15 protein-coding genes and 1 pseudogene are annotated in these 13540 nt (G+C 45.9%); 12 read left to right on the top strand and 4 right to left on the bottom strand.

Annotated features, from left to right (window positions below):
* Nucleotides 1-141: 141 nt before the first annotated feature.
* The 5 genes from yneA (at nt 142) to BBI11_RS09560 (ending at nt 4027) form a co-directional block, all read left to right on the top strand.
* A complete protein-coding gene (gene yneA / locus BBI11_RS09580) occupies nt 142-459 on the top strand; it encodes a cell division suppressor protein YneA (protein ID WP_068462752.1) in 318 nt (105 codons plus the stop codon).
* On the top strand, nt 456-1109 hold the full coding sequence (locus BBI11_RS09575) for a YneB family resolvase-like protein (protein WP_068462749.1): 654 nt from the start codon (nt 456-458) through the stop codon (nt 1107-1109). Before yneA ends, BBI11_RS09575 begins: the two co-directional genes overlap by 4 nt.
* Before the next feature lie 58 nt (nt 1110-1167).
* Nucleotides 1168-1401 carry a DUF896 domain-containing protein gene (locus BBI11_RS09570; RefSeq protein WP_068462747.1) on the top strand — a complete coding sequence of 78 codons (234 nt, stop codon included), beginning with the start codon at nt 1168-1170 and terminating at the stop codon, nt 1399-1401.
* Nucleotides 1402-1486: 85 nt separating this feature from the next.
* Complete coding sequence (gene tkt, locus BBI11_RS09565; RefSeq protein ID WP_068462744.1) at nt 1487-3487, top strand: transketolase; 2001 nt, start codon at nt 1487-1489, stop codon at nt 3485-3487.
* Between the two features lie 306 nt (nt 3488-3793).
* Nucleotides 3794-4027 carry a YneF family protein gene (locus tag BBI11_RS09560; protein ID WP_058380516.1) on the top strand — a complete coding sequence of 78 codons (234 nt, stop codon included), beginning with the start codon at nt 3794-3796 and terminating at the stop codon, nt 4025-4027.
* 88 nt (nt 4028-4115) lie between these two features.
* On the opposite strand, the gene BBI11_RS09555 is transcribed toward BBI11_RS09560, so the two are convergent.
* Both BBI11_RS09555 and BBI11_RS09550 read right to left on the bottom strand, forming a co-directional pair.
* On the bottom strand, nt 4116-5075 hold the full coding sequence (locus BBI11_RS09555) for an alpha/beta hydrolase (RefSeq protein WP_068462742.1): 960 nt from the start codon (nt 5073-5075) through the stop codon (nt 4116-4118).
* Between the two features lie 12 nt (nt 5076-5087).
* Nucleotides 5088-5987 (bottom strand): hydroxymethylglutaryl-CoA lyase, encoded by a 900-nt coding sequence (locus tag BBI11_RS09550; RefSeq protein WP_068462739.1) that lies wholly within the window; start codon nt 5985-5987, stop codon nt 5088-5090.
* A 74-nt stretch (nt 5988-6061) separates the two neighbouring features.
* Between BBI11_RS09550 and BBI11_RS09545 the strand changes: the two are divergent.
* The 4 genes and pseudogenes from BBI11_RS09545 (at nt 6062) to BBI11_RS09535 (ending at nt 9642) form a co-directional block, all read left to right on the top strand.
* Nucleotides 6062-7245: pseudogene (locus tag BBI11_RS09545) on the top strand (acetyl-CoA C-acetyltransferase).
* Nucleotides 7246-7257: 12 nt separating this feature from the next.
* On the top strand, nt 7258-7464 hold the full coding sequence (locus tag BBI11_RS09540) for a DUF3886 domain-containing protein (RefSeq protein ID WP_068462738.1): 207 nt from the start codon (nt 7258-7260) through the stop codon (nt 7462-7464).
* A 415-nt stretch (nt 7465-7879) separates the two neighbouring features.
* On the top strand, nt 7880-8059 hold the full coding sequence (locus BBI11_RS16365; RefSeq protein WP_156889058.1) for a hypothetical protein: 180 nt from the start codon (nt 7880-7882) through the stop codon (nt 8057-8059).
* A gap of 107 nt (nt 8060-8166) precedes the next feature.
* Nucleotides 8167-9642 (top strand): flotillin family protein, encoded by a 1476-nt coding sequence (locus BBI11_RS09535; protein WP_068462735.1) that lies wholly within the window; start codon nt 8167-8169, stop codon nt 9640-9642.
* 58 nt (nt 9643-9700) lie between these two features.
* On the opposite strand, the gene BBI11_RS09530 is transcribed toward BBI11_RS09535, so the two are convergent.
* Together BBI11_RS09530 and BBI11_RS09525 are read right to left on the bottom strand one after the other, a co-directional pair.
* Nucleotides 9701-10117 (bottom strand): hypothetical protein, encoded by a 417-nt coding sequence (locus tag BBI11_RS09530; RefSeq protein ID WP_068462733.1) that lies wholly within the window; start codon nt 10115-10117, stop codon nt 9701-9703.
* 342 nt (nt 10118-10459) lie between these two features.
* Entirely contained in the window at nt 10460-11362 is a 903-nt protein-coding gene (locus BBI11_RS09525; protein ID WP_068462731.1) for an aldo/keto reductase, read from the bottom strand.
* Between the two features lie 80 nt (nt 11363-11442).
* Here BBI11_RS09525 and BBI11_RS09520 point away from each other — a divergent pair, with 80 nt between their 5' ends.
* From BBI11_RS09520 to xerD, 3 genes are all read left to right on the top strand, one after another.
* Nucleotides 11443-11994, top strand: a complete 552-nt coding sequence (locus BBI11_RS09520) for an NUDIX hydrolase (protein ID WP_068462729.1) — start codon at nt 11443-11445, stop codon at nt 11992-11994.
* A gap of 103 nt (nt 11995-12097) precedes the next feature.
* Complete coding sequence (gene fur / locus BBI11_RS09515; protein WP_068462727.1) at nt 12098-12565, top strand: ferric iron uptake transcriptional regulator; 468 nt, start codon at nt 12098-12100, stop codon at nt 12563-12565.
* Nucleotides 12566-12631: 66 nt separating this feature from the next.
* Complete coding sequence (gene xerD, locus BBI11_RS09510; protein WP_068462725.1) at nt 12632-13534, top strand: site-specific tyrosine recombinase XerD; 903 nt, start codon at nt 12632-12634, stop codon at nt 13532-13534.
* Nucleotides 13535-13540 lie beyond the last annotated feature (6 nt).

The raw sequence follows: 13540 nt of genomic DNA, 5'->3' as shown, positions 1-13540 counted from the left end.
TCAAGATTAACTATCTATAGTATAGCAACTCGGGCATTGAAATGCAAACATAGGTTCGAATTTAATCTTGACAAGAAACGCCTGTTCGCTTTAATATGAGAACATACATTCCGAACGAATATTCTATAGGAGGCGGTTTTGATGACATTCTTTCGACAGAACTCATATTTGGTTTTCTTTTTCTCACTCATAGTGGTGTTTACGTTTTACGCGGTGATTAGCCATAATGTACAAAAACAGCAGTTGGGCGAGCTTCAAGTCGAAAAAGGTGATACGCTATGGGAACTAGCTGAATCTTTCAGTGGTGAAACTCCCCATCATGATTGGATTGAAGAAATTATGGAAGTGAACAATATGAAGACAACGAAAATCGTGGCAGGGCAATCATTGAAGATTCCTGCCGATCAGCTGAACTTTTCTCCAGATGAAACGAAATACTATGCAGGTGATGCAGAATGAAGAAAAAGGCTTTAGTTTACTGCCGTGTTAGTACCACTAAAGACGAGCAAGAAACTTCACTTGAACGGCAGGAAGAAGAATTATTGTCATTTGCATTCGAGCAAGGCTATCTAGTCGAAGAGGTTTATAGCGACCAATATAGCGGCTACGAGATGGACCGGGAAGGACTTCTTGAAATGCTCAACCAAGTCAAAAATGAAAAGGTCGATGCTGTTTTCATTCAAGACGAGACACGTTTAGGCAGGGGCCACGCCCGCATTGCTTTATTGCACGTCATGAAAAAATACGAAGTGGATGTTTATACTTTATCCGATCACGGACCCATTGCCTTGAACGATATGGACGATATGGTACTGGAAATCCTGGCTGTCGTTGAAGAGTATCAGCGCAAAATTCATAATGCCAAAATCAAGCGTGGCATGAAGAGAGCGGTGGAAAATGGCTATAAACCAGAACGCAACTTAAAAGGAAAAGGCAACCCAGACGGACGTGAACGGCTTGACTTGCCTGTAGACCAAATCGTCAGCTTGAAAGCTAGTGGCTTGACCTTCCATGAAATCGCCGTTACGCTACAAGGCTTCGGCTATCAAGCGAGCAAAGCGACGGTGCATCGCCGCTTCCGCGAGTATCAGCAAATGAAAGAAAGCTGAAACCTTGCACAGTCCCGCCTTTTTTTGTACCATGAAGCAGTAGGAAGGGGGACTTTATATGCTATCTCCAGATAAGATTGGACGTATCAATGAACTATCCAAAAAGTCTAAGCGTGACGGGCTGACTCAAGAAGAGGCAAAAGAACAATCGGCATTGCGTCAAGAATATCTGCAAAGTTTCCGCAAGTCGATGCGTGGCACAATCGAAAATGTTACCGTCATCGATCCGGAAGGAAAAGACGTTACACCAGATAAAATCAAAAATAAACGGGAGAATAAGTATTTGAATTAATACTTATTCTCTTTTTCGTTGTATTCTCGCCTATTGTTGACTAAACTAGAATAGGATTAAATTTAGTTTCAGAGAGGATGTCACTATGTCAAATCATGTAGATCAACTTGCAGTGAATACCATTCGTACACTTTCTATCGATGCTATTGAAAAAGCAAACTCCGGTCATCCGGGACTTCCAATGGGCGCCGCTCCAATGGCGTATACACTCTGGACAAAACATATGAACCATAACCCAAGCAATCCGAACTGGTTCAACCGTGATCGTTTCGTGCTATCAGCAGGTCATGGATCAATGCTGCTTTACAGCCTGCTTCACCTGAGCGGCTATGGATTGCCGATGGAGGAAATTAAGAACTTCCGCCAATGGGATTCGAAAACACCGGGGCATCCTGAATACAAGCACACAGTTGGCGTTGAAGCGACTACTGGCCCGCTTGGCCAAGGGATCGGCATGGCAGTCGGCATGGCAATGGCAGAACGCCATTTAGCAGCTACATACAATAAAGAAGGGCTCGACATCATCGACCACCACACATTCGCACTTTGCGGAGACGGTGATTTGATGGAAGGCGTAGCTGGTGAAGCGATTTCGCTTGCTGGTCACCTTCAATTGGATAAATTGGTCGTCTTATACGACAGCAACGATATTTCATTAGATGGCGATTTGTCGATGAGTTTCTCAGAGAACATTCAAAAACGTTTCGAGTCGTATGGCTGGAACTACCTCCGCGTAGACGACGGAAACGACATGGACGACTTGTCTGCAAAAATCGCACAAGCAAAACAATCGACGGACAAGCCGACATTGGTGGAAGTCAAGACTGTTATCGGTTACGGTTCACCGAACAAATCCGGTAAAGCGGACTCGCACGGTGCCCCGCTAGGCGAAGATGAAATGAAATTGACGAAAGAGTATTATCAATGGACATTCGAAGAAGATTTTCATGTGCCTGAAGAAGTCTATGAGACTTTCAAAGAAGCGACAGAGACACTGGGCGTGAAAGCAGAAACTGCTTGGAATGAGTTGTACAAGCAGTACGAAGAGCAACACCCAGAACTTGCTTCACAGCTACAATCTGCGATCCGTGGTGACTTGCCGGAAGATTTCGATTCACAGTTCCCGCAATACGAAGTCGGCAAAAAACAAGCGACGCGTGCTTCATCTGGCGAAATGGTAAATGCCATTGCCAAAACGGTTCCTTCGTTCTTCGGCGGAAGTGCTGATCTTGCAGGATCCAATAAAACAAATATTAAAGATGGCGGAGACTTTGATGCTGAACATCCAGAAGCGCGCAATATCTGGTTTGGCGTTCGCGAATTCGCAATGGGCGCTGCCCTTAACGGCATGGCGCTTCATGGCGGTTTGCATGTCTTCGGCGGTACATTCTTCGTGTTCAGTGACTACGTCCGTCCAGCTATCCGTTTAGGCGCTTTGATGGGTCTTCCAGTTACCTATGTGTTCACACATGACAGTGTAGCAGTTGGAGAAGATGGCCCGACGCATGAACCGATTGAACAGCTTGCTTCACTACGCGCTATGCCAAACTTGGGCATTATCCGCCCAGCTGACGCGAACGAAACAAAAGCGGCATGGCGTTTGGCGCTTACATCTAAAGACAAGCCGACCTTGCTCGTATTGTCCCGCCAAAACTTGCCGGTCCTTGAAACGACAGGTGAAAAAGCGGAACAAGGCGTTGAGAAAGGTGCTTACGTTGTATCTCCTGCAGATGACGCACAAGCCTTGCTTCTTGCGACTGGATCCGAAGTTAGCCTAGCAGTAGAAGCGCAGAAGCAATTGAAAGAACAAGGCATTTCGGTGTCTGTTGTATCGATGCCATCATGGGATCGCTTCGAACAACAAGACAAGGCGTACAAAGAATCCGTCTTGCCAAAACACATCACAAAACGTCTTGCTATCGAAATGGGCTCATCATTCGGTTGGGACCGCTATACAGGATTTGAAGGCGATATTCTTGCAATCGATCACTTTGGCGCAAGCGCTCCTGGTGAGAAAATCATGGAAGAATTTGGTTTCACCCCTGAAAATGTAGCATCCAAAGTGAAACAATTGATCAACGGGTAATCACTTGCTTGATTTGATTCATGACCATTGAATGCTAGTCACGAAAGAGTGAAAGCCGACAGAATTATTTTCTGTCGGCTTTTCTATGTGTGAATTTCCATCTACTCTTGTTAGGGATTTGGTTTTTTGCCAATTGGGCTGGCAATGTCCCCAGCATGGGCAATGCCGTCGCCACTTATGATGGGATAAAGAATAGTCTTTGTTTCTCTGTAAATTTCATGCCGTTCATATGGTCACGTCTTGAAATTTATAGTATAATCCTTTTTGGTGCATGATTTAATTGGCAACACGAAGGAGGTAATTTGTATGGATACATGGATCTGGATTGTTATCGTTATTGTGGCTTTACTCGCAGGTGTTGCACTTGGATTCTTTATCGCTCGTCGATACATGATGAAATATTTGCAAGACAACCCGCCGATCAACGAAGAGATGCTGCGGATTATGATGATGCAAATGGGACAAAAACCATCTCAAAAGAAAATCAACCAAATGATGGCTCAAATGAACAAAGCCTCGACAAAACCGGGCAAAAAATAAACGCTTATGCAATTATTCGCCCATAGGTGATGAATACAAGAAGAACCACCGTTCGCTTATGAACGGTGGTTCTTTTTTGGCCTTTAAGTCAGCTGGGGATTTGTGGAACGCCTACAAGAGGTTTCGGTGCCAACAGGTCATGCGCCGTCAAGAACTCTCTAACCATTCCTTCATATTCGTCAGGATTTTTATTGAATGATTGAGCGTGTTCGCCCTGTTCGAATAATTTCAGCTCTTTGGGACCTTGTTTCAATTCGAATAATTCCTTCGTCATTTCTGGCAAGACGAACTCATCTGGTAGGCTGTGAATGAATAGCACAGGCTTCATGATGTTCTTCACGACTTCCCGGGGCGACACGGTCGTGATGGAATAGCCGTCCCGCAGTTTCAGGAACACATTCGCAAGGCGCAAAGCCAATGATGTACGAATCGGCGTTGTTGTGCGCATGACGTGTAAAATCTGTTCGCTGCTATCGGAATAGGCGCAGTCGGAAATATAAAAGTCCGCTGAGTCTTCCATTCCAGCATACAGAAGCGTCGTCGCGGCGCCCATCGATTCCCCGTGTATGCCAAAGAACAAAGAAGGCCCGGCATGGACTTTCAATGCTTTCACGACTGCTTGCAAATCCAGCTTCTCGTAATGGCCGAAGCTCGTCGTCTTGCCGCCGGATTCTCCGTGCCGGCGGTGGTCATAGACGACCGAGTTAAACCCGAGGCGTTCGAACATGCGGACATATTTAAACGAATTCATTTTGCTTTCCGTGACGCCATGGCAAATGATGACGTAACGATTTGTGGTGTGTGGCTCCAGGAAAATCGCTTTGATCGGATAGCCATTGGCAGATTCAATCCATTGTTCACTTTTCTTTACCTTGGCATACCAAGTTTCATCGTAGCGTTTGGCGTTTGTTTCCCTTTCCAAAACCAAGGCTGCGTCTTTATTCTTTACATACATCAGACGGTTGCTGGTGGCAAAACCCAATGCGGCAAAAGAAGCGGTCAATGTGCTAGAAACAATGGCGGTCGCCACTAAGAATCGTTTTTTCATGGCCCACATACCTCATTTTCTGTTTTTATACAAAGTATACATACCCGTTTGCAGCTCGTTGGATACATGGGGCTCGATTAGCGCAATCGCTTTACAAAGCTCGTCAAGATCGACGCCCGTATCGATACCCATGCGATGGAACATATGGATAAGATCTTCACTTGCGACATTACCGGTCGCACCCGGTGCAAACGGGCAGCCGCCAAGACCGCCTGCTGAGGAGTCGAAGCGATCGATGCCAGCAAGCAAAGCAGCATATGCATTAGCAAGTGCCATGCGTCTCGTATCATGGAAATGCGCAGCGATCAAAACATCTGGAAATTGTTTTTTCAATCGGCTGAACAACTCATGGCTTTCCTGCGGGTTCGCGAGGCCAATCGTATCGGCAACGCTCAATTCATCGACTCCCCAATCAACGAATTGTTGGCATAAATCGATTGTCTTCTGTGGGTCGATTTTTCCTTCGAACGGACAGTGAAATGCCGTTGAAATACAGGCACGGACAAATACGCCGTCTTGTTTCGCTTTTATAATCAATGGTTTTAAAGTTTCCATTGATTGGTCTGTCGTCTTGTTGATGTTTTTTTTATTGAATGAATTGGACACGCCGACAAAGACAGCGATTGACTCAGCACCAGCTTCCATCGCGGAGTTGATGCCTCGTTCGTTTGGCGTCAAGACAAACTGCCGCCCGGTCTTTTTCGCGCCGGCAACGATATCCCGTGCATCAGCCATTTGCGGCACCCATTTTGGTGATACGAATGAGGTCAGCTCCATTTCCTGAATACCTGATTGCTGTAAGGCTTTGATAAAGTCAAGTTTGTCCTCGGTATTGACGATTCGAGCTTCATTTTGCAGGCCATCACGCGGCCCGACCTCGATAATTGTAGCGGTTTTTGGTAAACTAAACATACTATCCCCCCTTAGCTTTATTGTAGCGATAGAGGGGATAAAAGAGCAAGAAGCAGACAAGGGGGACATAAGAAATGTCACAGGAAATTGTAATTGCAAGCGCTGTCAGAACTGCAGTTGGATCATTCCAGGGGCGCTAAAAGATGTGCCGGCAACTGACCTCGGAGCCATCGTTATTAAAGAAGCCTTATCGCGCGCAGGGGTGGCGGGCGATCAAGTATCGGAAGTCATCATGGGCAATGTCTTGCAAGCGGGACTAGGCCAGAATCCGGCGCGTCAAGCTTCCATCCAAGCAGGCCTTCCGGAAACGGTGCCGGCGATGACCATCAATAAAGTATGCGGGTCTGGGTTGAAATCAATCCACTTGGCGTATCAAGCGATTTTTGCGGGAGATGCGGAAATCGTCGTAGCTGGCGGCATGGAAAACATGAGCCGCGCGCCATACTTACTAGAAGGTGCAAGAGATGGCTACCGCATGGGCGACCAGAAAGTGGTCGATAGTATGGTCCATGACGGTCTGACGTGTGCTTTCAATGATTATCATATGGGCGTGACAGCTGAGAACCTTTGCGACCGTTATGACATTTCGCGTGAAGACCAAGACCGCTTTGCGGCACGTTCACAAGCCCGGGCTTCAGCGGCTATCGAGAGCGGTCGTTTTAACGAGGAAATCGTGCCAGTGGAAATTCCACAGCGCAAAGGCGATCCAGTTATCTTTAAAACGGATGAATACGTCAAGGCTTCTTCAACTGAAGAAAAACTTGCGAAGTTGCGTCCTGCATTCAAGAAAGACGGTTCAGTTACTGCTGGCAACGCATCGGGCATCAATGACGGTGCGGCAGCCGTAATCGTCATGACGAAAGAGAAGGCCGAGCAGCTTGGCATTGAGCCACTTGCTGTCATCTCTGCAAACGGCAATGCGGGTGTCGATCCTGCTGTCATGGGCATCGGCCCTGTGCAGGCAGTGAAAAATGCATTGAAAAAAGCCGGCATGACGCTTGATGAGATCGATTTGATCGAAGCAAACGAAGCATTTGCCGCACAATCGATTGCGGTCGACCGTGAATTGAAATTTGATCATGATAAGCTTAATGTCAACGGCGGGGCTATTGCCATCGGGCATCCGATCGGCGCGAGTGGAACCCGTATTTTCGTGACACTGCTTCATGAAATGAAGAAACGCGATGCCAAGACAGGCCTTGCGACATTGTGCATCGGCGGTGGCCAAGGTGTTGCCACAATTGTCAAACGGCCATAAGGAGAGATAGCAATGGCGAAAGAGAAAATCAATGAAAATGGCTTGTTTTCAGAAGACCAGCTAGCGAAACTGCAATCCACGAAAAAAGAGCTTATAAAAGACCAGCAAAAAATTGAAGAGGAAAAAGAAGCGCAACGACAGTTTGAACGCAAAGAACGCGAAAAAAACATGTCCTTTGCGGAACTGCTGGAGCGTCATGAATCAGGAAAAAAATACTGAAGGCAAAACCCCCTGTCACATTTCGTGACAGGGGGTTCGTCATTCAATATAGCCATTCGAACAAAAAAGAGACGAGATACACTGGGGCACCCACGAGAATAGCCCCAGCAGCAAGATAACTAAATCCCCATCACATCAAACTCAAGACATCGTAAATTGCCCCTGCCAAATCATCAATCAGTTTCATGGCCTTTCTTCTCCTCTCACAGAACGTCATCCATTGCCAATAAATATCCATTTATTCTATCTTATCAAAAAATGCGAGAAAGGACAGTCGCTGTTTACTGGTAAAGCTAATATTTACCAATAAATTTTTATATTCCATTTACCGACAATTGATATAATAGATAAAGATCCATAAACTATCACGAACCATCAGCGAATATTTCTTTAAATTTAACTGCAGGAGGAGTAGATGATGAAAGCTGAAGAAGTGCCCGCAAGCCCAGAACTTGAACTAGAGCCAAATCCATCACCAATTGAACAAAAGCCAGTCGCCCCACACACAAAGACGCTTATTCATTTCGGTTATTTCGTGCTCGTATTAACGATATTATCAGTCGTTTTTTCATTAATTAAAGTCATGGCAGATTAAATTGTGAATTGAATGGATATAGTTTCCCTTTTTTTGAAACATCTGGCTGATCCATCCGTATATAATAGAGAAGGGAACATACAATTTAGGGAAAAGGATGGGATAAGATGGAGTCGATTGGAATTATTTCAATATTGATTGTCATACTGATTTTGGCGGCTATTGCAGGTGCTGGGTATTTCTTCTGGATGAAGATCCGCTACCGTACCGCCAAATCGAACGAAGCCTTAATCATTACGGGGCCGAAACTTGGAGATCCGAAGAAAGATACAAATATTTTCACCGATGACGAAGGGCGTTCCATGAAGATCATCCGCGGGGGCGGTTATTTGCTAAGACGCTTCCAGACTTCGACACCTGTCAATCTGACCTCGTTCCAGTTAAAGCTGTCGACACCGCGCGTTTACACAAACGCTGGGGTGCCAATTGTTGCTGATGCTGTTGCGATGGTCAAAGTAGCAGACACCTTAAACGGCATCGCTAATTATGCCGAGCAATTCCTCGGAAAAAAGCAAGATGAAATAGAACGTGAGATCATCGAGGTGCTCGGCAGTAATTTGCGTGCCATCCTGTCGAAGATGACCGTGGAGGACATCAATAGCGATCGAGAGAAATTCAACACAGATGTTCAGGAAATTGCTCAAAAGCAACTTGACTTAATGGGCTTTAAAATTACTTCACTCGGGCTCACGGATCTTCGGGATGCCGATGAAGACAACGGTTACCTCGAGAACCTGGGTCGCCCGCGAATCGCTGAAGTCCGCAAACAAGCGGAAATCGCAGAGGCAAATACAGAGCGGGAAACCCGCATTCACCGTGCGCAAACCGATCAGGAAGCGAAAGAAGAAGAGTACAAGCGCCAAATTTCCATTGCTGAATCCCGTAAATCAAAAGACTTGAAAGATGCGGCCTTCAAGGAAGAAACCGAACGCGCACGTGCCAAGTCCGAGCAATCGTATGAACTGGAAAAGGCAAAACTCGCGATGGAAATCCAAGAAGAAGAATTGAATATGCAGTTCATGGAACGTGAACGGGCCGTGCGCCTCGAAGAAGAGGAAAGCAAAGTGCGCAAAACGAAAGCCGATGCGAGCTATTACGAAACGACACGAACGGCTGAAGCGGAAGCGAGACGTTCTGTCATCGACGGGGAAGCAAAAGCGAAGATCAAACGCGATGAAGGGGCTGCCGAAGCGGAAGTCATCCGCGAACGCGGTAAAGCGGAAGCGGAATCCCGCAAATTGCTCGCGGAAGCTATGGAAGAGCATGGCGACGTCATCATTGCGGAAAAACTGATTGACATGTTGCCGGTATTTGCGGAAAAAGTGGCACAGCCGCTTAATAATATCGACTCTGTGAAAATTATCGATTCAGGCAACGGCCAAGGTGTCCCATCGTTTGGCAGAAGCGTTACCCAGACAATGGTTGATATGCAGGAGCCATTGAAGGAAATGACAGGTATCGATATTGCCGAAATGCTAAAATCCTACACATCTAAAAAACAGCAAGCCATTGAACCGCTCAGCCCGCAAGTGAGCAATCAAGCTGTAGACGATGTGCCAAAAGAAGACCCGGAACAACTATAACAGCCACATAAAAAAGACGGAGAACCCAAAAGGTTCTCCGTCTTTTTTGTGGACAAGTTTAGACCGTCATAATATCTTTGACAATCTGTTTGAGGCTTTTTGCAACATCGTTGAAGTGAAATTCTTTTGTCGCTTGCGGATGCTGTTCGTTAAAAGTTTCACACGTCCGATTTGTAGAAAAAGGCGTCAAGGTATGAAGTTCCTTGGGCTGAGTTTCCGCCAATAAGCGTAAAGAAGCGAACACAGGCTCTGAAATTTCGAAACGTTGATAGCCATCCGGCATGCGTGTGATTTTTTCCGGGGCGTCTGCAAGCAGCCAGCTGTCTTCCGTTTCCCATGCCAGCTTATGATTTTTAAACTCCTGTCCAAGGGATCTTGTCACAGTTTCAACAACCAGGTACGAATGCATCGATACGGCATCTCTGTCTGCTGACTGATAAGATTTTTTGGATTGGGTCAAGTAAAAATTCATCATTTTGCACGCCCCCATTTTTCTTGAAAGTAAGGTTTGAAAATTTCAGTCGTAATCAGTATATTCACTTCTAGGTATTCTTTCAAACCTGCAAAAGTCCTTTTCGATAAATTAAATCGACTAGGTAGAAAATCGGTCTTTTTTGGAAGTTGAAGAAGAAAAGATGTAAAAACCCGCTACCTAAAGGAAAAGCGATTCTATTTATTTTAGCTATATGGGGGGGGAAGTCATGGCAACACATAAAAAAGATTCAAAAGGCCTAAATGAATTGAATATGGCTTGCCTGAAACAAGAGGTAAAAAAACAGCGCCCTAATATAAAAGGGACGCTGTTGATAAAAGGCAGTCAATCGCGATGCTGCTCGTAGCGATCAAGACGCGTCGCTGCTTTTGCCGCATCAATCTGTTGTGGGCTAACCGTCTGATGATACGCCTGCAAAGTGTCACGCAGTTGTTCAGTGCTGCTCGCACCTGTAACGGCCGAAGAGACCGTGCGATCCGCTAAGATGGAATGCAAAGCGAGCGAATGCACATTGTCGTGGATAGCAGACAGTTTGTTCAACACGCTACTCAGTTGATCTGGACCGTACTGAAGGTAATCGCCCATTTTTTCAGCGCGCTTTGGCCCTTCAGCTGTCAATAGGCCTTTGGCTAAACTGCCACGTGCCACGACAGAGCGGCCGGATTGGCCAATTTCTGGCAAGAATTCTTCCGGACGGCGGTCGAGCAAGCTGTACTGCATCATGATCGAAGCGATCTCGCTGTTGTCCAAAAAGCGGTGGATGACATTCGGACGGATGGACGAAATTCCATAAGCACGGATCAAGCCCTCTTTTTTCAATTCTTCAAAAGCGTTAATCGTTTCTTCCGAGTTATCGGAGATCATTCCGCCGTGAAGCTGATACAAATCCAAGTAATCGGTGTTGAGACGGCGGAGCGAGTGGTGGATCTGTTCTTTGATATAGGCTTTGGTCGGATTCCACTTCACTTCATCCGACTCTTCTGACCATTCATTTCCCACTTTGCTCGCGAGGATGATGTCTTGCCGGCGATCGCCAAGTGCGCCGCCAACGATTGCCTCATTCTTTCCTTTGCCGTAAAAATCGGCTGTGTCGAAATAGGTAACGCCATTGTCTAATGCTTCGTCGATAATGGCTCTTGCTTGTTTCGGGTCTTCCGGCAACGACATACAGCCGAGTGCAATTTCACTGACTTCTAGCCCGCTGGTGCCCAGTGTATTGTATTTCATTTTTTCACCCCGTTGTAAAAGTTTATTTCCTCTATGGTATACTTTGCGGTATTGAAACTACAAATGAAATGAGGCCGAGCATGAAGAAATTTGAAGAAAAAACAATTCATAGTAAACGATTATACGAAGGCAAAGTCATTAATTTGAAAGTGGACGATGTGACCTTGCCGAATGGCAAACAGTCAAAGCGCGAATTAATCGAACATCCAGGAGCGGTAGCGGTTATCGCCTTGACGGCTGAAGGGAAAATCGTCATGGTCGAACAATACCGTAAAGCGCTAGAGCGTTCACTAGTCGAAATTCCAGCCGGAAAACTGGAACCTGGCGAAGCTCCGGAATTTACGGCGATGCGAGAGCTAGAAGAAGAAACAGGCTATTCAGCGGACAAGCTTGAAAAAGTAATTAGCTTCTCGACATCTCCTGGATTTGCTGATGAAGTGGTGCATGTTTTCTTTGCCACCGGTTTGCATCGCGCAGAAAACGGCGCAGTAACAGACGAAGATGAGTTTGTGGAATTGCTCGAAGTGACGGTTGAAGAAGCACAAGGATTGATCGACAACGAGCGCATTTACGATGCCAAAACCGCTTACGCTGTTCAATGGGCTAAAAACTACTTATCAGATAAGAATTAATCCAATTACCAGTTAAGAATGATTCTAAATAATAAACGCATCCATTGTTGTAATCGAGAACGCCCTTTTGATATAATGAATACAGTTTGAGGGAGGGCGTCGCATGGAAACAAGGATAGATCGCATAAAGAAACAATTACACGCTGCGAGTTATAAGCTGACGCCACAGCGTGAAGCAACGGTACGGATTTTATTGGACCATGAAGAAGATCATCTAAGTGCTGAAGATGTCTATCTTCTGGTCAAAGACATTGCGCCGGAAATCGGCTTGGCGACAGTATACCGTACATTGGAACTTCTGACCGAATTAAAAATTGTTGATAAAATAAACTTTGGGGATGGCGTTTCCCGTTATGATTTGCGTCAGGAAGGCGCAGCACACTTTCATCATCATTTGGTTTGCTTGGAATGTGGGGCAGTGGATGAAATACAAGAAGATTTACTTGAAGATGTTGAGACGGTCGTGGAAAAGCGCTGGAATTTCCAGATCAAAGATCACCGTCTGACTTTTCATGGCATTTGCTGGCGCTGCAACGACTTGGGTGCCGATAAGCCGGAAAAAGACGCTTAGAAGGCGGCCTGTTGAAGGCCGTCTTTTTTCATCCCCAAGAAAAGAGCGTGTAAAGGAGGAATTCCAATGAACGATGCGAAAGATGCGTTGGATGATTATTTGCATTTTTTACGAGTGGAAAGGCAGCTGGCCGATAACACCTTGACCTCGTACGAACGTGATTTGAAAGTCTATATACAGTATATGAGTGAAGTGGAACAATTGGAGTCGCTCGGAAAAATCGAACGTGTCCATATTCTCAATCACTTGCGCCATCTTCAGGAACTGGCGAAAACTTCGCGGACGGTGGCAAGGCATATTTCCTCAATCCGCAGCTTCCATCAGTTTTTGATTAGGGAAAAGCGCAGTGATTCGGATCCGACCGTACATTTGGAAATGCCCCAAATGGATAAGAAGTTGCCGAATATCCTCTCTATAGAAGAAATTGATGCTTTATTGAATTCGCCGGATACGTCAAAAGCTAACGGGCTGCGGGACCGAGCCATGCTGGAATTACTTTATGCAAGTGGCATGCGAGTTAGTGAATGCATCAATTTGGACATTGAGGATGTCCATCTGACAATGGGATTTGTCCGGTGCGTGGGCAAAGGTGGAAAAGAGCGCATCATTCCGCTTGGCAGAGCAGCACTTGAGGCGAACCGTCAATACCTTGAATCGGGTCGTCTTGCATTGCGAAATCCAGTGGAAAAAACGGATGCTTTGTTCATTAACCAAAGAGGAAAACGACTGACCAGGCAGGGATTTTGGAAATTATTGAAACAGCACGCCAAAAAAGCGGGGATTCAAAAGGAATTGACGCCGCATACTTTGCGTCATTCATTCGCGACCCATTTGATCGAGAATGGCGCAGATTTGCGTGCCGTACAGGAAATGCTGGGACACGCGGATATTTCAACCACGCAAATTTATACCCATGTCAGCAAGACGCGCTTAAAAGATGTCTACTCGCAATTTCATCCTCGTGCATAACAGAGG

The sequence above is a fragment of the Planococcus maritimus genome (assembly GCF_001687625.2).
GTDB classification, from domain to species: Bacteria; Bacillota; Bacilli; order Bacillales_A; family Planococcaceae; genus Planococcus; species Planococcus maritimus.
The sequence above is the reverse complement of the archived record's forward strand: the minus strand, read 5'-3'. Positions and strand labels throughout refer to the sequence as shown.